Here is a 21,099-nt window from a genome sequence, read left to right as displayed (position 1 = left end):
GAAAGCAAGCGCGGCTGCGAAGAACTCCCCCAATGCACCCCCTTTGTCGGGCGCGACTGTAGCCCGACAAATGCGGTCACGGAGGGTAAATCACAGAACGCGGTCAACCGGATACGCGGTGGTCAGTGCACCAGTAGGCCGGAAACCCTCGTGTTCGGATTGCCGCCGTAGCTGACCACAGCGCCCACCTCGTGCGGCATGGTCCGGATGCTCATCCCGGCGAACCCGTCCGGGGTCACGAACCAGCCCCACGTGGTGAGCCACCCGCGGTCGTCGCCGGGCACCTCGTCGAGCTGCGGGCGCACCCGTTCCTGGACCACGTGCGGCCGGTTGGCGCAGTCCGCGATGAGGTCCTTCCAGGACCGGTCGTCGTGCAGCCACCCGGCGTGCACCCCGGTTCCGGCGAATTCTCCGGACGCCTTGAGCACCAGGTTCTCTCGGTGTGCGCGGACGTATTCGGGATCCACGTCCTCCAGCCTGCGCGTCCACGGCAGCAGGCGGTCCACCAGGGCTTGCTCGTCGTCCTCCAGGTCGGTCAGCAGCGCCAAAGCCGACTTGTAGCCGTAGAGGTAGCTCGACAACGGCGTGTAGACCTCGGTCTTCACGCCTTTGAGGAAGGCTTCCGCCTTGCCAACCGCTTGGTCCGGCGCGAAGAACCGGACCACGACGTCCAGCCGGCTCCCGTTCAGGTACAGCCAGCCGTTGCGTTCGGTGAGGTCTTCCAGTTCTCCCAACAGGATGTCCACTCCGAGCCGCCCGCAGGACTCCTGGAGTGACGCGAACCCCTTGCCGAACTTGGCCAGCATCCCGCCCGCTTCGAGGAACGCGACCGTGCCGGAACCGATGGCGGACAACAACTTTTCCAGCGGGTGGACGTAGGTGAGACCGTGGTCCCGCACGAAGTCCTGCATTTTTGGGCTTTGGTGGATCGCACGGGCGATGTCGCCGAGGTCCGTGCCGCCCAGCTGGCTGCCGGAGTTGAACTCCAGCAGCCGGTAACCGTCACCGACGCGGTACAGGTCGGCGCGGCCGTGGAAGGGCGGGGGTTCGGCGGACATCAGCGCGGCTTCTTGTGGTGGCACGCCGAGCGCTTCGGCGCAGCGGGTCAGGCTGCCGTCGAACAGCCTGTGCGGCAAGGAGAGCAGGAGGTCGAAGAACCGGCGCACGTCCTGCGCCACGCGGTCGGCTTCGGCCCGTTCGAGGAAGAACGGTCGGGGAGCGAGGCGGTGGCCGTACACCTCGCGCAGTGCGGGTGGCAGGTCGAGTTCGGCCATCACCCCGTGCAGGCTCTCGTCGGCCAGGAACGCCCGCGTCAGGTCCACGCGGCACATGATGTCCCGCCTGGGGCCGCGCGTCGCTTCGGGGACCCGCTGTCAGCCCGTCATCCCGCGCAACACCACGCGGAACGCCCGGGTGGGCGCGAAGTCCGAGCGCGGGTTGGCCAGCTGGTTGGTGAGCAGGCCGTCGACGGTGGCGAGCAGGAGCGCGAGGTCCGCCCGCGGGTCCGCCGACCCGACCGCGCGGACGATCGGCACGGCCCACTCGGCGATCCGCTCGTGCGCCTCCGCGATCCGCTTGCCCAGCTCGGGCCGGACCGCCGCGTCCACGAACACCGCGTGCCGGGCGAGCGTGAGCACGCGTTCGGCGGCCAGTTCCTCGACCACGCGGCCGAGGGCGTCGGCGAGCTGGTCGGGCGTGGACACGTCACCGGCGAGCGCCGCCCACAGCTCCCGCTCCCGTTCCAGCAACCGCTCCACGACCCCGCTGACCAGCGCGTCCCGGGTGCGGAAGAGGTTGGACGTCGAGCCTTCGGACAGTCCCGCCTCGGCGTCGACGGCCCGGTGGGTCAGGGCGCGGGGACCGGCCGTGCCCAGGACGCGGATGGCGGCGTCCAGCACCTGCTGCCGTCTCGTCACGGGTCGCGACACTACACCCGTAGTCAGCGGCACTACAGCTGTAGTACGGTCGGCGGCATGAGAGCAGCGGTGATCGGTGGCGGGGTTGGTGGTCTGGCCGCGGCGGTCGGCCTGCGGGCGGGCGGCTGGGACGTGACGGTGTTCGAGCGGGCCGACGGGCTGCCGTCCACCGGCACCGGCCTGGGCATCTGGCGCGACGCCCTGGAGGCGCTGGACACCCTCGGGCTCGGTGACCGCGCCCGCGCTGCGGGCCGCCGGCAGCCGGACGGGATGATCCGCCGGCCGGACGGCACGATCCTCGGCCCGCTGCGCGCGGACGTCCACCTGCTCACCCGACCTGCGCTGCTGCGGGTGCTGGCGGAAGCGCTGCCCACCGGTTCCCTCCGATTCGGCACCCCCATGACGTTCTCGGAATGCGACCACGACCTGGTCGTCGCGGCGGATGGCATCAACAGCGGGGTGCGCCGATCGCTGTTCGGTGTCGAGGCGAGGCCGTCCGGGGCGATCGGGTGGCGCGGCACGGTCGACCTCGCGGTGCCGGCGGGCGGCGAGACGTGGGGACGCGGGGCGAAGTTCGGGCTCACGCCCCAGGCCGACGGCCGCACCAACTGGTACGCCATGACCGGACCGGACGGGGACCTGTCGATGTTCGAGGGCTGGCACGACCCGATCCCGCGGGTGCTGGCCGAGAGCCGGGACGTGCTGCGGCACAGCTTGGACTACCTGCCCCCGCTCCCGACGTACGTGCACGACCGGGTGGCCCTCATCGGCGACGCCGCCCACGCCATGACCCCCGACCTCGGGCAGGGCGCGTGCCAGGCGATCATCGACGGCGTGGCCCTGGCGGAGGCGATGCGCTCCGGCGACATCCCCACCGGCTTGCAGCTCTACGACCGCACTCGCCGCCCGGTGACCCAACGCCTGGCGAGGCGGTCCCTGATGCTCAACCGACTGGCCCGGATGAAGAGGTTCACCGGCACCCGCGACACCGCCCTGCGGGTGGCGCTGGCCCTGGCCCCCAAGCCGCGCCCCCAGTCGTGGAGCGCCGACTTGGAGCCCGACGAACTGGCCGGCTGATCCTTCGGCTATTCCTTGGACTGCGGGAGCTTCTTTGTCTTCCGGGGCGCGGAGGGCGGCGGGACGACCGGTCCGATGTCGCCGTCCGGGGCGGTGTCGAGGTCCACGATCACGGGGGCGTGGTCGCTGGGTCCGGTGCCCTTGCGGGCGTGCCGGTCCACCCAGGCGGCCTTGGCGCGCGCGGCGACCGGGGCCGAGGCGAGGACCAGGTCGATCCGCATGCCGAGGTCCTGGTGGAACATCCCGGCGCGGTAGTCCCAGTAGGTGAAGACACGGGCACCGGGCCACCGGTCGCGCACGACGTCCCGGAGTCCGAGCGCTTTGAGCTGGTCGAGCGCGTCCCGCTCGGGTGCGGTCACGTGCGTGTGGCCCACGTAGGCGGCGGGGTCGAACACATCTTCGTCGGCCGGCGCGATGTTGATGTCCCCGCACACCACGACGTGCTCCCCGGCGTCCCGCACAACGTCCCGCAACGCAGCCAGCCACTCCAGCTTGTACCGGTAGTGGTCCGAGTCAGGCTCGCGCCCGTTGGGCACGTACACGGAAAACACCCGCACACCCCCACAGGTAGCCGCAACCACCCGAGCCTCGGGCTGCGGAAACCCCGGCCCGTCCACCATCCCGGCAACCACGTCGTCCAACCCGACCCGAGACAGGATCGCGACCCCGTTCCACCGCCCTTCACCGTGGACCGCGAACTCGTACCCGAGGTCGGCAAGGCCCTTGCCAAGCAACTCGGCGAAGGCGTCATCGGCAAGCTTGGTCTCTTGAAGGCACACCACATCCGGCCGCCGCTGCTCCAACCAGGGCAACAACCGAGGCACCCGCTGCTTGACCGAGTTGACGTTCCAGGTGGCCACGCGCATACCCCCAAGGTAGTGCGAACGTGACGCCACCCACACCCCACACCCACCCCGACCCACGACACGCACGTCCGTCGGTAAGCTGTCCGACGGGCCGCTAGCTCAATTGGCAGAGCAGGAGACTTTTAATCTTCGGGTTCAGGGTTCGAGTCCCTGGCGGCCCACCAAAAGCCCAGGTAAGCCCCTGTGCCCGGGTTCCCCGCCCAGCTCGATCCCCCACTCACTCCCCACTTATTCCGTGGGCTCTTTTCGCCCGTTCGAGATCACCGCGCCGCGCACATCGGCCCCGCACGACCGGGTGAACGGCTCGCTATGCAGCCGTCCTGCAAGGGCCAAGAGCAGCGCTCGCCGCGCAGCAGGCTGACCAAGACCGGCGGCAGGTTCACCTTCCAACGTGGTTCCCGGGTTCCTGTCGCCCCGAAAACCACACGGAGGGCTACGTCTTGGCTGCGCCCGTAGACCACCGCCTCCAGCAGTTCGTCACGCAACGTGGGCCGTCAGAGAGGCGGCAGGATCGTCGTGAGTGGTGTCAAGGATGTGTTGTTGGGGTGGGGTGGAGGTGGTTGGGCGCGGTGTCGTGGAGGTGTGACGCTTTCTGACATCTTGCCCACCCTGGCCCATTCCCTGTGCCCCGCGCCTGATCCGCGCTTGTGGCCTGGAGTCGACGATCGGCAGTTGCGGTGGATTGCTGCCATCTTCGGCACGCCCACCTATGTCCTGGACGAGAACGAGGTGCGGCGGCAGTGTCGGCGGTTCAGGGAGGTGTTGAGCGGGTTTCGGGTGGCCTTCGCGAGCAAAGCGTTGTCGTGCAAGGCGGTGGTGCGGTGGGTTGGCGAAGAAGGGTTGTGGTTGGACGTCTGTTCCGCCGGGGAGCTTGCGGTGGCGCGGGCGGCGGGGTTTCCGGATGACCGGATCCTGTTCCACGGCAACGCGAAGACGCCTGAAGACCTCAAGGCCGCGCACGGTGTGGGGCGGGTCGTGGTGGACTCCGTGGACGAGTTGGAGCGGATCACGGATGCCCGTGTGTTGCTGCGTGTGTTGCCCCGGGTCGCCGCCGATACCCACCCTGCGCTCGCTACCGGGGACACGGGGCAGAAGTTCGGGCTCGGAGAGGCAGACCTGGAACGGACGTTGGAGATCGTGGACGCGCGGCCGGACCTGGAGTTGGTCGGGTTGCACTGCCACATCGGGTCGCAGATCCGGCATGTCGCCACCTACGAGCAGGCCGCCCGCCGGATGGTTGCGCTCATCGCACGGCTCGGTCGGCCCATTCGCGAACTGGACTTGGGCGGTGGGTTCGCGGTGCCGTACACGAGCGGGGAGGACGACTTTGATCTTGTCGGGTATGCCGACCGGATCACGCGCGCGGTTCGGTATGAGTGTGCGCGGCAGCGGGTTCGGGTGCCGGAGCTTGTCGTGGAGCCGGGGCGGGCGATCGTGGCCAAGGCTGGGGTGACCCTCTACCGGGTGACCAGCGTGAAACACCCGTTCGTGGCGGCGGACGGTGGGATGAGCGACAACGCCCGACCTGCCCTCTACGGTGCCCGCTACCAACCCCGGCTGCTCAGGAACGGTTCTTGCGCCCGGATGACGGTGGTCGGCAGGCACTGCGAAGCCGGGGACGTGATCGCCGAAGTAGACCTGCCGAGGGACGTCCACCCGGGTGACGTGGTGGCGGTTCCGGTCACCGGTGCCTACCACCACTCCCTCGCCTCGAACTACAACCAGGTATGCCGCCCCGCACTGGTCGGTGTGCGGGACGGCACGACGCGCGTTCTGGTCCGGGCGGAGACCGAGGAGGACCTGCTCCGCCGGGACGTGGGCTAGCGGGTCACGCTGGGCGCGTCCACGGCCCAGTACCAGTTGTTCCCGGCGTCATAAAGGCGCCACGAGACGACCATGCGCTGCGCACCGCTCGGTACGGACACGTTGAGCGACACGGTCCTCGCAAGCAGATCACCGGTCCCGGAGCCGTAAGACAGCACCGTGCGCTCCGCGCCACCGTCGAACGCCACGGTCACCGCAGCGCGCTGCGGGTCCTCCTGCCGGTAGTGGGAGCCGAACTTGAGGGTCACCGAGGAGGCACCGGCCACGTCGTAGCCGGGCGAGGACAGCGTCGAGTCGAACCGGCCCAGCGTGGACGGCGAGCCCTTGTCGTCCCACTCGTCCGGGTCGGCCACGGCGAACACGCCGCGCGCCCGCACGTTCGCCTCGCGGTACTGGCCGGGTGCGGTGCGGGTCCAGAAGTCGTCGGTGGTGAACGACCAGCCCTGCCACTCCGTCACGCCCTGCGGCGCGGTGGTGCGGATGCTCCAGCCCGCCGGGGCCTCGTGCGTCCAGCCCAGGACCGACGTGGGCACGCCGGTCTCGTCCTGGCGCGGCTTGAGGGTCACGGAGTCGAACGGGTCGGTGGGCGCGGCACCCAAGGGGTAGCCGTCGAGTGACGCGCTGACGCCCAGGTGCCGCAGGGCGGTGGCCGCGATGTCGACGATCTTGGGCTGCACGGCCGGGGTGCCCAGCGGGACACCGCCGCCCGTCCCGATCACGAACGTCATGCGCTCCTCGGGGGTGTCGCCGCCGTGGCCGCCGGTCGGGGTGTGGCCGTGGTCGGTGGTGAGGAGGATCAGCCAGTCCTCGTTCGCGTAGTTCGGTCGGCTCTCGACGGCGCGCAGCAGGCGGCCGATGTGGGCGTCGTCGGCGCGCAGGGACGCCTGGTACTGGGTGGAATCGGCGCCGTGGTTGTGGCCGGCGATGTCGGTCTTGCCGAAGTAGACGAAGGACGCGTCGGCGGCGTTCTGCGCGAGGTGCTTCTCCGCGTCGGCGGCGACCTTCTCGTCGCTGCCCTCGTAGCCGAGGCTGTCGCCGTCGAGGACGAACTTGCGGTCCTGGCCGGTGCGCAGGATGTGGTCGGAGATGGGCTTCCAGTCGACGGCGGCGTACGTGTCGAGCGCGGGCTTGGCGGTGTTGGCGCGGGCGAGCCAGCTGGGGAAGCTGCTCAGGGCGTTGCCGCTGAACGAGTTGTCCTTGACCTTGTGCCGGTCCGGCCAGACGCCGGTCAGGATGGTCGACCAGCCCGGACCGCTGACGGTGGGCGCCATGCCCGAGCCGTACAGGGAGCTGCGGGACGAGTAGCCCCGCTGGGCGAGCGCGTGCACGTTCGGGGTGTCGGCGGCGAGCAGCTTGTCGTACCGGGCCCCGTCCAGGCCGATGACCAGCACCTTCGGCGTCTTGACCACGGCGTCGGCGGTGGGGGTGACCACCACGGCCGCGGTCGCGAGCGCCAAGGCCAATGTTGCCGGTGCCAACGCGAGTTTCCCTCGCACCCTGCCTCCTTGGTAACAGGTATAGACCGGTTTCGGTCCGAGCGACGACGCTAGGGGCGGGCGGTGAACGTGGCGGGAACGTGCGCGGAAGCGTGGACAGCGATCGTCCGGCCGGTGCCTGGCCAACCTCTGTGAAATGGGGCCTGACCTGTGGTGATCGCGAAATTGTCGTACCCCGCCGGCATCCTCGACACATGACCGTCCACCTGGAGCCGTGGTCCGCGGAGGACCTCGGCCTGCTGCACCGGCTCAACGCGCCGGAGATGACGGCCCACCTCGGCGGGCCGGAGTCCGACGCGCGCGTGGCCGACCGGCACCGGCGCTACCTGGTGCCGGGTTCGGGCATGTTCCGGGTCGTGCTCGACGGGGTGGTGGCGGGCAGCGCCGGGTTCTGGGAGAAGCAGTGGCGGGGCTCGGCGGTCTACGAGGTGGGGTGGAGCGTCCTGCCGGAGTGCCAGGGGCGCGGGGTGGCCGCGGCTGCCGCCGTGGCGGTGCTGGAGCGGGCACGGGCGGCCGGTGGGCTTCGGTGGGTGCACGCGTTCCCGTCGGTGGGGAACGCCGCGTCCAACGCGGTGTGCCGCAAGGCGGGGTTCACGCTGCTCGGCGAGGTGTCCTTCGAGTACCCGCCGGGGTCCTTCATGCGGTGCAACGACTGGGGGGTGGAGCTCTGATTACACCTTGAGGGAAACGGCAGCCGCATCCAGCGGTCTCACTGCCACGCTCGACCGGTGATCGAGGTGGTCGTGGGTGACATCACACGTGCACGGGTCGACGCCATCGTGACGGCGGCGAACGAGTCCCTGATGGGCGGCGGCGGGGTGGATGGTGCGATCCACCGCGCGGCCGGCCCACGGCTGGCTCGCGCCGGCGCGGAGGTCGGTCCCTGCGCGCCCGGCGACGCGGTGGCCACGCCCGCGTTCGACCTCTCCCCGGTGCGGTACGTGATCCACACGGTCGGACCGGTGTGGGAGGGCGGCGGCTACGGCGAGGAGGCGGTGCTGGCGTCCTGCTACCGGCGCAGCCTGGAGGTCGCGGACGGGTTGGGCGTGCGGAGCATCGCGTTCCCGGCGATCGCGACCGGCGTCTACGGCTACCCGCATGCCGAGGCGGCACGGGTGGCGGTGACGACGCTGCGCTCGGCGACGACGTCGGTGGAGCGCATCGAGCTGGTGGCGTTCGACGAGGAGACCGCCGCGCACCTGCGGCAGGCCTTGGCCTGAGGGCGGTTCCTCGCACGCCCGCCGACCCGGCGCGGCCCGCAGCCGCCCGCGTTCGGCGGAAGCCACTGCGGTTGGTCGCACGCGCCAGTGTCGAACCGGCCACGCGCGCAGCCGCCGTGCAGGCGTCGAGCCGGCCATGCGCGGTGCCGCCCGCGTTCGGCGGAAGCCACTGCGGTTGGACGCGCGCGCCAGTGTCGAGCTGGCCACGCGCGCAGCCGTCCGCGTTCGGCGGAAGCCACTGCGGTTGGTCGCACGCGCCAGTGTCGAGCCAGCCACGCTCACAGCCGCCCGCGTTCGGCGGAAGCCGCTGCGGCTGGTCGCGCGCTCCGGTGTCGAGCCGGCCACGCGCGCAGCCGCCATGTCGGTGGCGTGCAGGCGTCGAGCCGGCCCGGTCGGCCGCCGTCGTGTCGGTCGCTCGGGCCGTCGTGGAGCGGCGCGGCGGGCGGTCGTCGTGGTCAGTCGCGCGGCCAGCGGGGGTGTTCGGTGTGACCGAGCGCGGGTGTGAATCGGGGCGTACGGCGTCCGCCACTTCCGTCGCTGGGTGACAATGGCCTGGATGTCCACCGCACTCCAGACCTCGACGAACCTCCGGATCGGCCCCTACGCGGTCGACCCGGCCGTGGTGCTCGCGCCGATGGCCGGCATCACCAACGTGGCCTTCCGGCAGCTGTGCCGGGAGTTCGGCAGCTCCACGTCGCTGTACGTCTGCGAGATGATCACCGCACGCGCCATCGTCGAGCGCGACTCCAAGACGATGGAGATGATCACCTTCGGGGCCGACGAGCACCCGAGGTCGCTCCAGCTCTACGGCGTCGAGCCCGCCTCGATGAGCGAGGCCGCCAAGATGATCGTCGGCGAGGACCGCGCGGACCACATCGACATGAACTTCGGCTGCCCCGTCCCGAAGGTGACGCGCAAGGGCGGCGGTGCGGCGCTGCCGTACAAGCGGCGGTTGTTCCGGGACATCGTGCGGGCCGCGGTCAAGGCCGCCGAGCCCGCCGGGGTGCCGGTCACCGTGAAGTTCCGCATCGGCATCGACGACGACCACCACACGTTCCTGGACGCGGGCCGCATCGCCGAGGACGAAGGGGCGCAGGCGGTCGCGTTGCACGCCCGGACCGCCGCCCAGCGGTACTCCGGGCAGGCCGACTGGGACGCCATCGCGCGTCTCAAGGAGGCCGTAACGAGCATCCCCGTCCTGGGCAACGGTGACATCTTCAGCGCCCAGGACGCCCTCGACATGATCGCCAAGACCGGCTGCGACGGCGTCGTCGTCGGGCGCGGCTGCCTCGGTCGCCCGTGGCTGTTCGGCGAACTCCAAGCGGCGCTCAACGGCCAACCGGTCGCGCCGCCGCCGGCGCTGGGCAAGGTCGCCGAGATCATCGCCCGGCACGGCCGGCTGCTCGCCGCGCACCTGGGCGAGGACAAGGGCATTCGCGACCTGCGCAAACACATGGCCTGGTACCTCAAGGGCTTCCCGGTCGGCGCGGACCTGCGGCGCAGCCTCGCGATGGTGTCCACCACCGCCGAACTGGACGACCTGCTCGGCCGGCTCGACCCGACCGCCGAGACGCTCGAAGCCGAAGCACCGCGCGGCCGGCAGGGGTCGCCCGCGAAGGTCGTCCTCCCGGAGGGTTGGCTGAACGACCCAGAGGACGGCATGGTCCCCGCAGCGGAAGACATGCACTCCGGTGGGTGACCTGGCGACGCGCGCAGCCGCGTTCGCCGCCGGCGCGCTGCTGCTGGCCGCGTGCGGCTCGGCGGTCACCGGGACGCCCCGGCCGCTGCGGGTCACCGACGTCGAGCGGGAACTGGTCTCCAGCTACTTCGCCGCGCTCAACGAGGCCGCCGGCGCGGGCGTGTCCGAGCAGCACGAACTGCTCGCCGACACCCAGCACCCCGACTTCCGCGACGACGACTGCGAGCTGCCCGAGGGCACCATCAAGGTGCAGCCGACCATGTCCACCCTCCGCCTCGACCCGGACTGGACGCCGCCCGGCGAGGACGAGCACCCGCGCGGGGTCGTGCTGGTGGTCGCGGTGACGCTCACCGCGTTCCAGGAGGGCACCGAGATCGGCAGCCAGATCGGGTCCCAGCACGTCGTGCTGCTCAACGGCAAGGCGTACGGCTTCGCGCCCTGCGCCAACTGACCACGCAGGGCACACGTTCCGGGTAGTTGATCACCGAACGTCACCGGTTCGGAGCAGTGCACGGTCAACCGGTAGAGGGAAATCCCCCTGTGACGCGTCCCGCCGGCTCAAGCACCGCGTTGCAACAGACGACACCTTGGCAAGTAGGGAGGTGAGCGCGATGACCGCACTGCGACCCGAAGTCGCCGACTTCGACAGCGACGGCAGGTCCGACGAGGACCGAGCCGCCTCGGAGGGTACCGGGCTGGTGCAGCTGCACGAGTCGATCGCCGCGCTGCTCGCCTCCCGCGGCCAGTGGCGGCAGGCGTACCAGCACCTGCGGTCGGCGTTCGACCTGGTCTACGCGGACCAGGACGAACAGCCGCACGTCCCCGAGCAACTGCGCCGCGAGGTGGACCGGCTGCGTCGCGAGCACGCCGAGGCGCGCGAGCAGAGCCTGAGAGACAGCCTCACCGACAGTTACAACCGCCGGTACCTGGACGAGCGGCTGCTCGACATGGTCACCGACACCGGCGCCACCGCCGACGGGCTCGCGATCGCGTTGATCGACCTCGACTGGTTCAAGCAGGTGAATGACACGTTCGGCCACCTCCTGGGTGATCGGGTGTTGCAGCGCGTGGTCGAGCTGTTGCAGGAGGAGCTGCCGGAGGACGGTTTCTGCGCCCGGTACGGGGGCGAGGAGTTCGTCCTCGTGCTACCGGGCGTGGACGCGTCCTCGGGGGTGGAGATCGCCGAGTCGGCCCGCATGCGTGTCGAGCGTCACGCCTGGGCTTCGCTGGCGCCCGGTTTGCGAGTGACCGTCAGCATCGGGTTGGCTTATGAGCCTCCCGCGGGGGACTCGCCGACCCGTCCGCCGGTCGCTCCGGAGCAACAGCTGCTGCGGGCGGACAGCCTGCTCTACACCGCCAAGCAGTCAGGACGGAACGCGGTCGCCTACCGGGAGGGTGGTCGGGTGCGCCTGGCCGGCGCCGCCGCCGGTCGGCGCGGGATCGCCGAACCGCGGGTTGCCGGTTACTGAGTTTTTGCGGCAGCTCACCCGTTCGGCCGTAGCCCGCTGAGCGCAACCGACTACACGCCACCCCTGTATCACCGGGAGTGGTCGTCAGGACTGGCGGTCATCCGTAGTATCGCCAAGGCAAGTGACACGCCGTTGGTGCAACCAATGTGTCCTTGATGTCGTCAACTCGTGATGACGACCCCGTATTGACCGCTGTTGCTGAAGGGAGACCGGGTGCCCGACGAGCCCCGCCGTGGCGGCCCCGGACCTCGTGGTGACCAGCCCGTTCCCGACGACCAGCCCACCGGCCGCCGACGGCGGTCGATGGAGGGCGGCGGCGGGCTGAGCGTCTCCGAGCTGCTCGAACAGCACAGCCGCACGAACATCCCGCGCCCCGTGCCACCCACCGACGGCCGCAGACCGGAGTCGACCGGCAGGCGCGCGGCACCCGAACCGCAGGACACCGCCAGGCGCGCGGCGCTCGAACCCGAGCCCGGCGCCAGGCGCGCAGTACCCGAGGCCGAGCAGAACGGCCGGCGCGCGGCATCCGAGGCCGACCTGAACGGCAGGCGCGCGGTACCCGACGTCGAGGCGAACGGCAGGCGCGCAGTACCCGAGGCCGACCTGAACAGCAGGCGCGCAGTACCCGAGGCCGAGGCGAACGGCAGGCGCGCGGTACCCGAGGCGGAGCCCGGTGCCAGGCGCGCGGCGCTCGACCCCGAGTCCGCCGGCCGCCGCGGGGCTCCCGGCACCACCGGCCGCCGGGCGGCGCCGGAAGCGCCGGGCCGCAGGGCTCAGCCGGACGACCTCACCCCCGACCCGTCACGCGGCCAGGACACCGGCCGCCGTCGTCGCCCCACCCCCGAGGACGCGCCGAGCTACTTCACGCCGGCAGCGGAGTCGACGGGCCGCCGCGCCCGCCCGGACCTGCCGTCCGAGCAGCTCCACGGCCGCCGCACCGCCGAACCGGAGCCGCCCCGCCGCCCCGCGGCACCGGCCTCCCCGGACCACCTTTCGGCACCGCCCCGCGACCCGGCGCGACGCGACCCGACTTCGGGTGTCCGCCGCGACGCACCAGGCATCGCCCCACGCGACACCCTCGGCACTTCCCGCGATGCCGCCCCCGGTGGTTCCCGCGATGCCGCCGCCGGCGCGCCGCGCGACTTCGCCCCCGGCAGCTCCCGCGAGGCCGCCTCTGGCGTGCCGCGCGACTTCACGTCCGGCAGTTCCCGCGATGCCGCCCTCGGTGGTTCCCGCGACAGCGGACTTGGTGGCTCTCGCGACAGCGGACTTGGTGGCTCTCGCGAGGCCGCCCCCGGTGGTTCCCGCGATGGCGGACTCGGCGGTTCTCGTGAGGCTGCCCCTGGTGCTTCCCGCGATGTCGCTCCCGGTGCTCCCCGCGAGGCCGGCCCTGGGGCACCGCATGACTTCCGGCCCTCGAATCCGCGCGACCTCCCGGACGGGAGCGGTCCTCGGCGGCTCGCCGAGGCGGGGCCGTCGGACACCGGTCGTCGGCCGGTCGATCCGCGTCGGGCCGCCGGTGGAGCCGGAGTCGACCCGCGTGGGTTCGCGGGTGGTGCGCCGGGACGTCCCGGTGGGCCGGACGGCAGCGGGCCTCGGCAGTTCGCCCCGGAGGGTCCGCGTCGCCTGCCCGATGGTTCGGGTAGGCCGGTCAACGGTGTTCCCGGCCCTGACACGGCGCGTCGACCCGCCGACCACGACACCGGTTCGCACGGCGTCGACCCGCGCCGCCTGGCCGAGAACGGCCCGGAGTCGAGTCGCCGCATCCCCGCCGACCCGCGCCGCCTGGGCGGTGCCGGCCCGGACACCGGACGACGCGTACCGCCCAACGGCCTGGACGCCGACCCCCGACGCCTCGCCGGAGCCGCACCCCTGCCCGAGGGCGGCCCCGACGGCAGCGGACCCCGACGCCTCGCCGGCACCTCGCCCGACGCCCCGCACCCCGCGGCCGACAACGGCCCCGGCACCGGACGCCGCCCCCTCCCGGGCACCCCCGACGCGCCGCGCCGACTCGCCCCGGGCGGGCCTGACGGCAGCGGCCCCCGGCAGCTCGCCGACAACGGCCCCGACGGCCCCCGTCGCCTAGCCCCAGGCGGACCGGACGGCAGCGGCCCCCGCCAACTCGCGGAGAACGGCCCCGACGGCCCCCGTCGCCTAGCCCCTGGCGGACCGGACGGCAGCGGACCTCGCCAACTCGCGGAGAACGGCCCTGACGGCCCTCGTCGTCTTGCCCCTGGTGGGCCCGACGGCAGCGGACCTCGCAAGTTCGCCGAAGCCGGCCCCGATGGCCCGCGCCGACTCGCCCCCGGCGGACCCGATGGCAGCGGCCCTCGCCAACTCGGCGAAAACGGTCCCGACGGCCCGCGCCGACTGGCCGGTGGGCCTGATGGCAGCGGTCCTCGGCAGCTCGCCGAAAACGGCCCTGATGGCCCCCGTCGTCTTGCCCCGGGCGGGCCGGACGGCAGTGGTCCTCGGCCTGTTGACGGTGGGCCGGCTGGGCCTCGGCGGCTCGCGGGTGGTCAGCCCGAGGTTGCGGCTGAAGGTGCGCCCGTTCGGCGTGGTGGCGACACCGGAGCGCGTCCCGTTCCGGATCTCTCCGCCGGGAGCGGTGACGAGGCTGCCGGGGACATCGCCGGACGTCTCGGGGGCACACCGGCACCCGCGCCGGCGCCCGTCCCGGCTCCTTCGCCGCGTGACCAGATCGACCCGATGAGCCTCACCACCGAGATGGAGGCCATCAGCGACGACGTCAAGAAGCGTCGCGAGGTCGACCACACGCTCGCCCGCTTCTCCGCCGTGCACGACGAGCTCGCCGAGCAGGAGCGGCAGAAGAAGGAGCGGCGGCAGAAGTTGTTGCCGTGGAAGCAGGACCACGACGAGGACGCCACCGTCTTCGCCGAGCCGCTCGCCGACGACGAGGACCTCGAAGACCTCCCCCGACGCCGGAAGGCGCGCACGGTCAAGCACAGCAAGATCGTGCGGGTCGTGAAGGTGCTGTCGTTGACCGGCGCCGTGCTGGTGTTCGTCGCGACCGGGCTCGGGTGGGGCGCGATGCAGTACATCGACAGCAAGATCACCGAGATCGACGCCCTGAACACCAACTCCGCCGCCGTGCACGAGGCCGAGAAGCAGTTGGGCGACGAGAACTTCCTCATCGTCGGCTCGGACACCCGCGCGGGCGCGCGGCCCGAGGACGGCGTGGGTGACGCGGACGCCGAGCCGGGTGCCCGCTCGGACGTGCTGATGCTGGCCCACGTCCCGGCCGACCGGAAGCGGGTCGTCGTGGTGAGCGTGCCGCGCGACCTCGAGATCACCCGGCCCGAGTGCGAGAAGTGGAACTGGGAGACCGGCGAGTACACCGGTGAGATGCTGAAGCCGGCCAAGGGCGTCAAGGCCAACCAGGCCTACGCCGACGGTGGCCCGCGCTGCGTCAGCTCGTTCATGACCGAGCTGACCGGCCTGACCATCAACCACTTCATCTCCGTGGACTTCAACGGCTTCAAGGGCATGGTCGACGCCGTCGGCAAGATCAAGGTCTGCGTGCCGAAGGTCATGGAGGACGAAGAGCTCGGCATGATCTTCGACAAGCCCGGCGAGTACGAGATCGACGGCGCCAAGGCGCTGGACTACGTGCGGGCGCGCAAGGTCACCAACGAGCCGCTGGGCGACTACGACCGCGTGAAGCGGCAGCAGAAGTTCCTGTCCTCGTTGCTGCGCACGGCTTTGTCGTCGGAGATGCTGCTGAACCCCGGGAAGCTCAACAACTTCCTCAACGCGTTCGCCGCGTCCACAGTGGGCCAGAACATCGGCGTGAAGGACATGCTGACGCTCGCGCAGTCGTTGCAGGGCATCGAGGCCGGGCGGGTCAGCTTCCTCACCGTTCCACACGAGACGCAAGAAGGCCCCACGAAGTCCAACCACGACAACATCGAGGTGTTGTTGGAGGACCAGACCAGGGCGCTGTTCCAGGCCATCATCGACGGCACGCCGCTACCGGGCGAGACCCCGGACGCCACGCCCACCCAGGCGGCGCCGTCGTCCAACGCGCCCGCGCAGCCCAAGCAGGGCAAGGTGATCGACCCCAAGGGCCTGAAGATCCAGGTCTTCAACGGGGACGAGGACAACGGCGGTGCGGCGAAGCGGGCCAAGGACAACCTGGAGGAGCTCGGGTTCAGCATCGTCAACTGGGGCGGCGGTGAACCGGCGAGCAAGACGGTCATCCGGTTCGGCATCGGCGGCGAGGACACGGCCGCCACGCTCGCGGCGGCGGTCCCGGGCGCGACGCTGGAGTTCCGGCCGGAGATGGGCGGCTCGGTGATGCTGCTGATCGGGCCCGACTGGGACGAGAAGGTCGTGGCGCCGCAGCCGGGCGGCACGGCCGCGCAGCCGGGCAAGGCGACGCCGCCGCCGGTCGAGGTGGTCAACGCGGGTGTCGACCCCTGCGCGTGAGCCCATCTGGTCGTTTCGGGTTCACCTCCGGTTCACTGGGGAATGTCGCCGCCGCGACCACCTGGACGTAGGCTGACGCCCATGCGTGAGGCCTACCACGACCAGCTCGGACAACTCGCCGACCGGCTCGCCGACATGTGCGCGATGGCCGGTGACGCTATGGAGCGCGCCACCGCGTCGCTGCTCCAAGCGGACCTCGCGGTCGCGGAGCAGGTGATCGGGGACGACGCCAAGATCGACGACGTCCGCTCGAGCATCGAGGAGCAGGCCTACGCCCTGCTGGCGTTGCAGGCCCCGGTGGCGACCGACCTGCGCATCGTGCTGGCCGTGATCCACGCGGCGGAGAGCGTCGAGCGCATGGGCGACCTGGCGCTGCACGTGGCCAAGGCCGCGCGCCGCCGGCACCCGAACCGCGTGCTGGCCGACACGGTGGAGCCGTACTTCGCCGAGATGGGCCGCATCGCGGTGAACCTGGCCCGCGAGGCCACCGAGGTCATCCGCACGCAGGACGTCGAGCGCGCGCGTTCGATGGAGGACGCGGACGACGCGATGGACGACCTGCACCGCCACCTGTTCACGGTGATCATGGACAAGGAGTGGCCGCACGGCGTCCCGTCCGCCGTCGACACCACCCTCCTGGGGCGGTTCTACGAGCGCTTCGCCGACCACGCGGTGTCGGTGGCCAAGCGCACGGTCTTCGTCGTGACGGGCCGGATGCCCGGCTACGGCGGCGACATCGACGACTGAGCACGCTCGGTGTGCTCCGCGCTGTCCGGCGCGGAGCACCTCCGGCTAGTTCAACTTCCGGCTAGTTCAGCAGGGCGTTGAGCTCCTGCGCGAGCTGGCCCGCGATGCGCGCGTTGTCGGCGGGGGCGTGGGTGAGCCACTTCTGGCCGTCCTGGCCCTGCCTGGTCTGCGACATGTACCGGCCCTGGTCGTTGTCGAACCAGGCGATCTGCGGTGCGCGCTGCTCACGGCCGTGCCGACCGCGCACGGTGACGCCGAACTGGCCGGCGCGCAGGCGCGGGCGTTCGAACACCGCCTCCAGCGCACGGACCTGGGACCCGCTGGTCGAGCGGGGGGCCATCGCCTGGGTGAAGGTGGCGTTGCCGAAGTCCTCGTCCTGGCGCGGGCGGGGCGGCGGCGCCGACGACGGCATCGCGACCGTGATCGACTGGCCCGGGCCGGGGCGTCCCGGCGGGACCAGGTCCACGACCGCGCGCAGCAGTGACGACGAGCGCATGGTCTCGACCTTCAGCTGTCGCTCGTCCAGGACGGCGACGACCGCGAGTTCGCCCTGGGCGCCGCTGCGGGCGAGGAGCTGGCGCTCCACGTTGCGCGGGTCGAGGGACGCGATCGCGTTGAGCGAGTAGTCGAACCGGACGAGCAGGGTGAGCGCTTCCTCCACCTCGGCCGAGACCCGGCCCCGCGACGCGAGGCCGCGGGACTCCAGGTCACCGTAGACGGCGTTGCGGATGCCGCGCCGCTCGTCGAACGTCTGGCCGAGGTAGGGGAAGTCGAACGGGTAGGGACGGCTGCCGAGCTTGAGGTCCTCCCACAGGATGTCGGCCGCCGCGTGGGACAGGGCGAACGAGAACACGCTCACCCGCCGATGACCGGCGGCGCGACCATCGTGCCGTCACCGAAGACGTCCTCGGTCTCGACCAGGTACGAGGCGGACTTGTGCTCCTTGTCCTCGTCCCCCTGGCCCTTGCCGGCACCGGCGCCCATGCCACCCATCGCACCCATGCCCGCACCCGCGCCACCACGCCCACCGGCGCCACCCAGCCCGCCGGAACCGCCGGGCCCGAAGCCACCCGCGCCCGCCTTGCCGGACTCGCCGAGCATGCCCGCGGACCCGCCGGGCCCGAACCCGCCAGGCCCGAAGCCACCCCGACCCGCCGCCGCCGAACCACCGGGACCGCCGCCACGGCCACCACCGGGCAGGCCGCCGGGGCCACCACCGGGGCGTCCGCCGGGACCGCCGCCGGGCATGCCCGGACGTCCGCCGGGGATGCCGGGGCGTCCGCCGGGCGGGAGGCCGGGGCCGCTGCCGGGCGGGTAGCCGGGACCTCCCGGGTAGCCCGGGTAACCAGGGTTGCCCGGGTAGCCGGGACCACCGGGGAGACCCGGCCCGTTGGGCGGGAGGCCCGGGTTGCCGGGGGTGCCCGGGATGAGACCGGACTGGTTGAGGTTGCCGCCACCACCGGGGACGCCCGAGCCACCGGGCATGCCCGAGCCGCCGATACCGCCGGGACCGTCCGGGACCGTGGGCCGCCCGCCGATGCCACCGGGCGGGTTGCCACCGGGGTCGCCCGAGCCGCCCGTGCCCTCCATCGGGGGCGGCGGCACGAAGGCGGGCATGGTCGAGCCGGACTGCTGGAAGCTGGAGGACATGGTCGTCATGACCTCGGCGGCGCGCTCGTGCGCCTCCTGCTTCTCCTCGAACTTCTGCTCGATCTTGTCGATCGTCTCGGCCCACTTGAACGGGTTGGGCTCGGAGAAGAACATCTTGTAGGCGTCGGCCGTGCTGAAGTCCACCGGCTCCGGCATGGCCGACTTCGCGGTGTCCGCGGCCTGGCTCTGCTCGTAGAGCTTGTTGCCGGTGAGCTGCGCACCCTGGGCGGCGTTGCCGGACCAGGAGGCCATGTTGGTGAAGTACCCCTGGGCGGCCTCGGCGGCCTTGCCCTGCCACTCGCCCTTGCTCGCCTCGGTGGCCTTGGTGAGGTTGTTCTGGAGGTCGACCAGCGTGTTGCCGATCTTGGTCCAGGCCTCGCCCTGCTCGTTGGCGGTGGAGGGGGTCATGTTCTCGGTGACCATCGACTTGAGCTGGTCGTGCGAGTAGCCCATGTAGAAGGAGCCGGCCGTGGACATGGGCGGCCGGTAGTTCTCGACGACCTTTTCCAGGTCCTCTTGCTGCTGCTGCTGGTTCTGGGCGGACTTGACCTTCCAGCGCAGGTAGTCGTCGATGGTCGTGAACTGGCCGAAGAAGCCCGGGTTGTCCCGCTGGGCCTTCTCGTACTCGGCACGCAGCTCGGCGTCCGTCTGACCGGCGTAGGTGACCTTGGTCGCGTTGGGGTTCTGCTGCTGCGTGTTCGGCGGTGTCACGACTGTCCTCCTGTCCTACTTCGGCAGCTTGGGCTCGATGGCCGTGGCCAGCTTCTGCGCCGCGTCACAGGATTCCTGGACGGACGCGGTGGCTTCGGCGACGAAGTCGACCCGAGACTTCGGCCCGACCTCTACCGCGATCAGGCACGACGTGTCGGTGAAGCCGGCCTCCACCTTCTTCGCCTTCCGGGAGCCGATGGTGGTGTCGACGAACCGGGCGCCTGACGCTCCGACGGCCTCGGCGATGCTCAGTTCGGGCTGGACCTTGACGCCGACAGAAGTCGTCGTCTGCCCCCAACGCGCACCACAGCCCTGCCCACTCTCCTTCTCGACGCGAGTGAGGGAGAGCTGGGCCGCGACGGCGTTCATCTCGGCACATGGGTCGAAATCAGCCAAGGCGTCACCGCTGGACGACTGCGAGGTCGTGGTCGGCTTACCTGCTGTCGTCGTGGTCGTGGCGGTGGCTCCCGCCGACGGGTCCCCCGGTTCTTTCGTGGTGCAGCCCGCCAACGCGACTCCGACCACAGCGATCGACAGGATCGAGCGGATCGCCAGCTTCCCGGTCAACTGAATCCCCATCTCAGTAGCGCTTGAGGCCGCTTGAGGCCGCATCGTCGACTTGGCGGTAGTTCTCAATGGCCTTCTGCACCGCGGCCTTGGCATCGACCAGCGCCTCGCGCAGTTGCTTGATGGCAGGAATGATGCCAGTGGTGCCGCCGCCGCCGTTCGCGCTCTCCAGGTTGTAACGGCTCATCGCCTGGGCGTCCGGGCTCGTCCCGAGCTTGGTTTCCTGACTGACGGTGTTCAGCTGCCGGCTCAAGGCGTTCAGTTCGAACTCGGCGTCCTCGATGGCCTTGAGGTAGGCCTCGGCGCCGGCCTGGCTGATGGCGAACGAGCCGGACTCCGCTGCCTGCTTCAGTCCCTGCATGCTGGCGGTCATCGCGCTCATCGACTGCGCGCTCCACGCACCCTGTGGCGCCACCACTACCCCCTGCGATCACTCAATCCCTGCTGAGCACGTTACCGCGCACGTCAGACCATGTCCCAGCTATGACGTGATCGAAACTGACGCGGTTCCAGGACCGCACGTCAGCGCGTGTCCAGCCACCCGATCGGGTGACAGACACCACAAAGCGAAGGGACCCTTCCGCGGCGAAGCGGAAGGGTCCCCTGCGTCCCCGAGGCGAAGACGGTCAGCCGAAGCGGCCGGAGATGTAGTCCTCCGTGGCCTTCTGGCTGGGGTTGGAGAAGATCTTCTCCGTGTCGTCCACCTCGATCAGCCTGCCCGGCTGACCGACACCCAGCAGGTTGAAGAACGCCGTCTGGTCGGAGACGCGTGCCGCCTGCTGCATGTTGTGGGTCACGATGACGATCGTGTACTCCTTCTTCAGCTCCGTGATCAGGTCCTCGATCGCCAGGGTGGAGATCGGGTCCAGGGCGGAGCACGGCTCGTCCATCAGGAGGACGTCCGGCTGCACCGCGATGGCGCGGGCGATGCAGAGGCGCTGCTGCTGGCCGCCGGACAGGCCGCCGCCCGGGCGGTCCAGGCGGTCCTTGACCTCGTTCCACAGGTTGGCGCCGCGCAGGGAGCGCTCGGCCACCTCGTCGAGCTTCTTCTTGTTGCGCTCGCCCGCCAGCTTGAGCCCGGCCACGACGTTGTCCCTGATCGACATCGTCGGGAACGGGTTCGGGCGCTGGAACACCATGCCGATGGTGCGTCGGACCTGCACCGGGTCGACCGCCGGGGCGTAGATGTCCTCGCCGTCGAGCAGGACCTTGCCCTCGACGCGGGCGCCCGGGGCCACCTCGTGCATGCGGTTCAGGGAGCGCAGCACGGTGGACTTGCCGCAGCCGGACGGTCCGATGAACGCGGTCACGTTCTTCGGCGGCACGGCGAGCGAGACACCGTCGACGGCGTGGAACTTGCCGTAGAACAGGTTGAGGTCTTTCACGTCGATGCGCTTGGCCATAACCG

The 21,099-nt window shown here is 71.1% G+C and carries 19 protein-coding genes and 1 tRNA gene; 11 read left to right on the top strand and 9 right to left on the bottom strand.

The window, feature by feature from the left end:
- Window positions 1-122 precede the first annotated feature (122 nt).
- Together WBN91_RS19545 and WBN91_RS19540 are read right to left on the bottom strand one after the other, a co-directional pair.
- A complete protein-coding gene (locus tag WBN91_RS19545; RefSeq protein WP_337725224.1) occupies window positions 123-1,322 on the bottom strand; it encodes a hypothetical protein in 1,200 nt (399 codons plus the stop codon).
- Window positions 1,323-1,373: 51 nt separating this feature from the next.
- On the bottom strand, window positions 1,374-1,916 hold the full coding sequence (locus WBN91_RS19540) for a TetR/AcrR family transcriptional regulator (protein ID WP_337725225.1): 543 nt from the start codon (window positions 1,914-1,916) through the stop codon (window positions 1,374-1,376).
- 57 nt (window positions 1,917-1,973) lie between these two features.
- On the opposite strand from WBN91_RS19540, the gene WBN91_RS19535 reads away from it, so the two are divergent.
- Complete coding sequence (locus tag WBN91_RS19535; RefSeq protein ID WP_337725226.1) at window positions 1,974-2,993, top strand: FAD-dependent monooxygenase; 1,020 nt, start codon at window positions 1,974-1,976, stop codon at window positions 2,991-2,993.
- A gap of 8 nt (window positions 2,994-3,001) precedes the next feature.
- Here the strand turns inward: WBN91_RS19535 and WBN91_RS19530 are convergent, their stop codons facing one another.
- Complete coding sequence (locus WBN91_RS19530) at window positions 3,002-3,859, bottom strand: exodeoxyribonuclease III (RefSeq protein ID WP_337725227.1); 858 nt, start codon at window positions 3,857-3,859, stop codon at window positions 3,002-3,004.
- Window positions 3,860-3,947: 88 nt separating this feature from the next.
- Here WBN91_RS19530 and WBN91_RS19525 point away from each other — a divergent pair.
- Together WBN91_RS19525 and lysA are read left to right on the top strand one after the other, a co-directional pair.
- Window positions 3,948-4,023: transfer RNA gene (locus tag WBN91_RS19525), tRNA-Lys, on the top strand.
- Window positions 4,024-4,441: 418 nt separating this feature from the next.
- A complete protein-coding gene (gene lysA, locus WBN91_RS19520) occupies window positions 4,442-5,683 on the top strand; it encodes a diaminopimelate decarboxylase (RefSeq protein ID WP_443217754.1) in 1,242 nt (413 codons plus the stop codon).
- On the opposite strand, the gene WBN91_RS19515 is transcribed toward lysA, so the two are convergent.
- Window positions 5,680-7,179 (bottom strand): alkaline phosphatase family protein, encoded by a 1,500-nt coding sequence (locus WBN91_RS19515; RefSeq protein ID WP_337725228.1) that lies wholly within the window; start codon window positions 7,177-7,179, stop codon window positions 5,680-5,682. The genes lysA and WBN91_RS19515 overlap by 4 nt on opposite strands.
- Window positions 7,180-7,373: 194 nt before the next feature.
- Here WBN91_RS19515 and WBN91_RS19510 point away from each other — a divergent pair, with 194 nt between their 5' ends.
- The 8 genes from WBN91_RS19510 (at window position 7,374) to phoU (ending at window position 16,763) form a co-directional block, all read left to right on the top strand.
- Window positions 7,374-7,850 carry a GNAT family N-acetyltransferase gene (locus WBN91_RS19510; protein WP_337725229.1) on the top strand — a complete coding sequence of 159 codons (477 nt, stop codon included), beginning with the start codon at window positions 7,374-7,376 and terminating at the stop codon, window positions 7,848-7,850.
- 57 nt (window positions 7,851-7,907) lie between these two features.
- A complete protein-coding gene (locus WBN91_RS19505; RefSeq protein ID WP_337725230.1) occupies window positions 7,908-8,399 on the top strand; it encodes an O-acetyl-ADP-ribose deacetylase in 492 nt (163 codons plus the stop codon).
- Window positions 8,400-8,955: 556 nt separating this feature from the next.
- Entirely contained in the window at window positions 8,956-10,098 is a 1,143-nt protein-coding gene (gene dusB / locus WBN91_RS19500) for a tRNA dihydrouridine synthase DusB (protein ID WP_337725231.1), read from the top strand.
- Window positions 10,091-10,549, top strand: a complete 459-nt coding sequence (locus WBN91_RS19495; RefSeq protein WP_337725232.1) for a hypothetical protein — start codon at window positions 10,091-10,093, stop codon at window positions 10,547-10,549. The genes dusB and WBN91_RS19495 overlap by 8 nt, the downstream gene beginning before the upstream one ends.
- 160 nt (window positions 10,550-10,709) lie before the next feature.
- A complete protein-coding gene (locus WBN91_RS19490; RefSeq protein ID WP_337725233.1) occupies window positions 10,710-11,567 on the top strand; it encodes a GGDEF domain-containing protein in 858 nt (285 codons plus the stop codon).
- A 2,284-nt stretch (window positions 11,568-13,851) separates the two neighbouring features.
- Entirely contained in the window at window positions 13,852-14,280 is a 429-nt protein-coding gene (locus WBN91_RS19485; protein ID WP_337725234.1) for a hypothetical protein, read from the top strand.
- A complete protein-coding gene (locus tag WBN91_RS19480) occupies window positions 14,277-16,016 on the top strand; it encodes an LCP family protein (RefSeq protein ID WP_337725235.1) in 1,740 nt (579 codons plus the stop codon). The genes WBN91_RS19485 and WBN91_RS19480 overlap by 4 nt, the downstream gene beginning before the upstream one ends.
- A gap of 81 nt (window positions 16,017-16,097) precedes the next feature.
- Window positions 16,098-16,763: a phosphate signaling complex protein PhoU gene (gene phoU, locus WBN91_RS19475; RefSeq protein WP_337725236.1), complete on the top strand. Its 666-nt coding sequence runs from the start codon at window positions 16,098-16,100 to the stop codon at window positions 16,761-16,763.
- Window positions 16,764-16,824: 61 nt separating this feature from the next.
- On the opposite strand, the gene WBN91_RS19470 is transcribed toward phoU, so the two are convergent.
- From WBN91_RS19470 to pstB, 5 genes are all read right to left on the bottom strand, one after another.
- A complete protein-coding gene (locus WBN91_RS19470; protein WP_337725237.1) occupies window positions 16,825-17,622 on the bottom strand; it encodes an ESX secretion-associated protein EspG in 798 nt (265 codons plus the stop codon).
- Window positions 17,619-19,124, bottom strand: a complete 1,506-nt coding sequence (locus tag WBN91_RS19465; protein WP_337725238.1) for a hypothetical protein — start codon at window positions 19,122-19,124, stop codon at window positions 17,619-17,621. Before WBN91_RS19465 ends, WBN91_RS19470 begins: the two co-directional genes overlap by 4 nt.
- Window positions 19,125-19,139: 15 nt before the next feature.
- The gene (locus tag WBN91_RS19460) at window positions 19,140-19,691 is read right to left on the bottom strand and encodes a DUF3558 family protein (protein ID WP_337725239.1); all 552 of its coding nucleotides are present in this window, start codon (window positions 19,689-19,691) and stop codon (window positions 19,140-19,142) included.
- 13 nt (window positions 19,692-19,704) lie between these two features.
- The gene (locus WBN91_RS19455; protein WP_337725240.1) at window positions 19,705-20,073 is read right to left on the bottom strand and encodes a hypothetical protein; all 369 of its coding nucleotides are present in this window, start codon (window positions 20,071-20,073) and stop codon (window positions 19,705-19,707) included.
- A 244-nt stretch (window positions 20,074-20,317) separates the two neighbouring features.
- Window positions 20,318-21,094, bottom strand: coding sequence for a phosphate ABC transporter ATP-binding protein PstB (gene pstB, locus WBN91_RS19450; protein WP_121224466.1), 777 nt, complete (start codon window positions 21,092-21,094; stop codon window positions 20,318-20,320).
- Window positions 21,095-21,099: the final 5 nt, after the last annotated feature.

The organism is Saccharothrix sp. CCNWYY140, from assembly GCF_037401995.1.
Classification (GTDB): Bacteria; Actinomycetota; Actinomycetes; order Mycobacteriales; family Pseudonocardiaceae; genus Actinosynnema.
This window is presented reverse-complemented; position numbering and strand designations above follow the sequence as displayed.

What these genes read in the sequence shown, in the direction of transcription:
- WBN91_RS19535 (WP_337725226.1), top strand. Translation starts at nt 1,974, where the DNA reads ATGAGAGCAGCGGTGATCGGTGGCGGGGTTGGTGGTCTGGCCGCGGCG.
- WBN91_RS19530 (WP_337725227.1), bottom strand. Translation starts at nt 3,859, where the DNA reads ATGCGCGTGGCCACCTGGAACGTCAACTCGGTCAAGCAGCGGGTGCCT.
- WBN91_RS19510 (WP_337725229.1), top strand. Translation starts at nt 7,374, where the DNA reads ATGACCGTCCACCTGGAGCCGTGGTCCGCGGAGGACCTCGGCCTGCTG.
- dusB (WP_337725231.1), top strand. Translation starts at nt 8,956, where the DNA reads ATGTCCACCGCACTCCAGACCTCGACGAACCTCCGGATCGGCCCCTAC.
- WBN91_RS19490 (WP_337725233.1), top strand. Translation starts at nt 10,710, where the DNA reads ATGACCGCACTGCGACCCGAAGTCGCCGACTTCGACAGCGACGGCAGG.
- WBN91_RS19485 (WP_337725234.1), top strand. Translation starts at nt 13,852, where the DNA reads ATGGCCCGCGCCGACTCGCCCCCGGCGGACCCGATGGCAGCGGCCCTC.
- WBN91_RS19480 (WP_337725235.1), top strand. Translation starts at nt 14,277, where the DNA reads ATGAGCCTCACCACCGAGATGGAGGCCATCAGCGACGACGTCAAGAAG.
- phoU (WP_337725236.1), top strand. Translation starts at nt 16,098, where the DNA reads ATGCGTGAGGCCTACCACGACCAGCTCGGACAACTCGCCGACCGGCTC.
- WBN91_RS19455 (WP_337725240.1), bottom strand. Translation starts at nt 20,073, where the DNA reads ATGAGCGCGATGACCGCCAGCATGCAGGGACTGAAGCAGGCAGCGGAG.
- pstB (WP_121224466.1), bottom strand. Translation starts at nt 21,094, where the DNA reads ATGGCCAAGCGCATCGACGTGAAAGACCTCAACCTGTTCTACGGCAAG.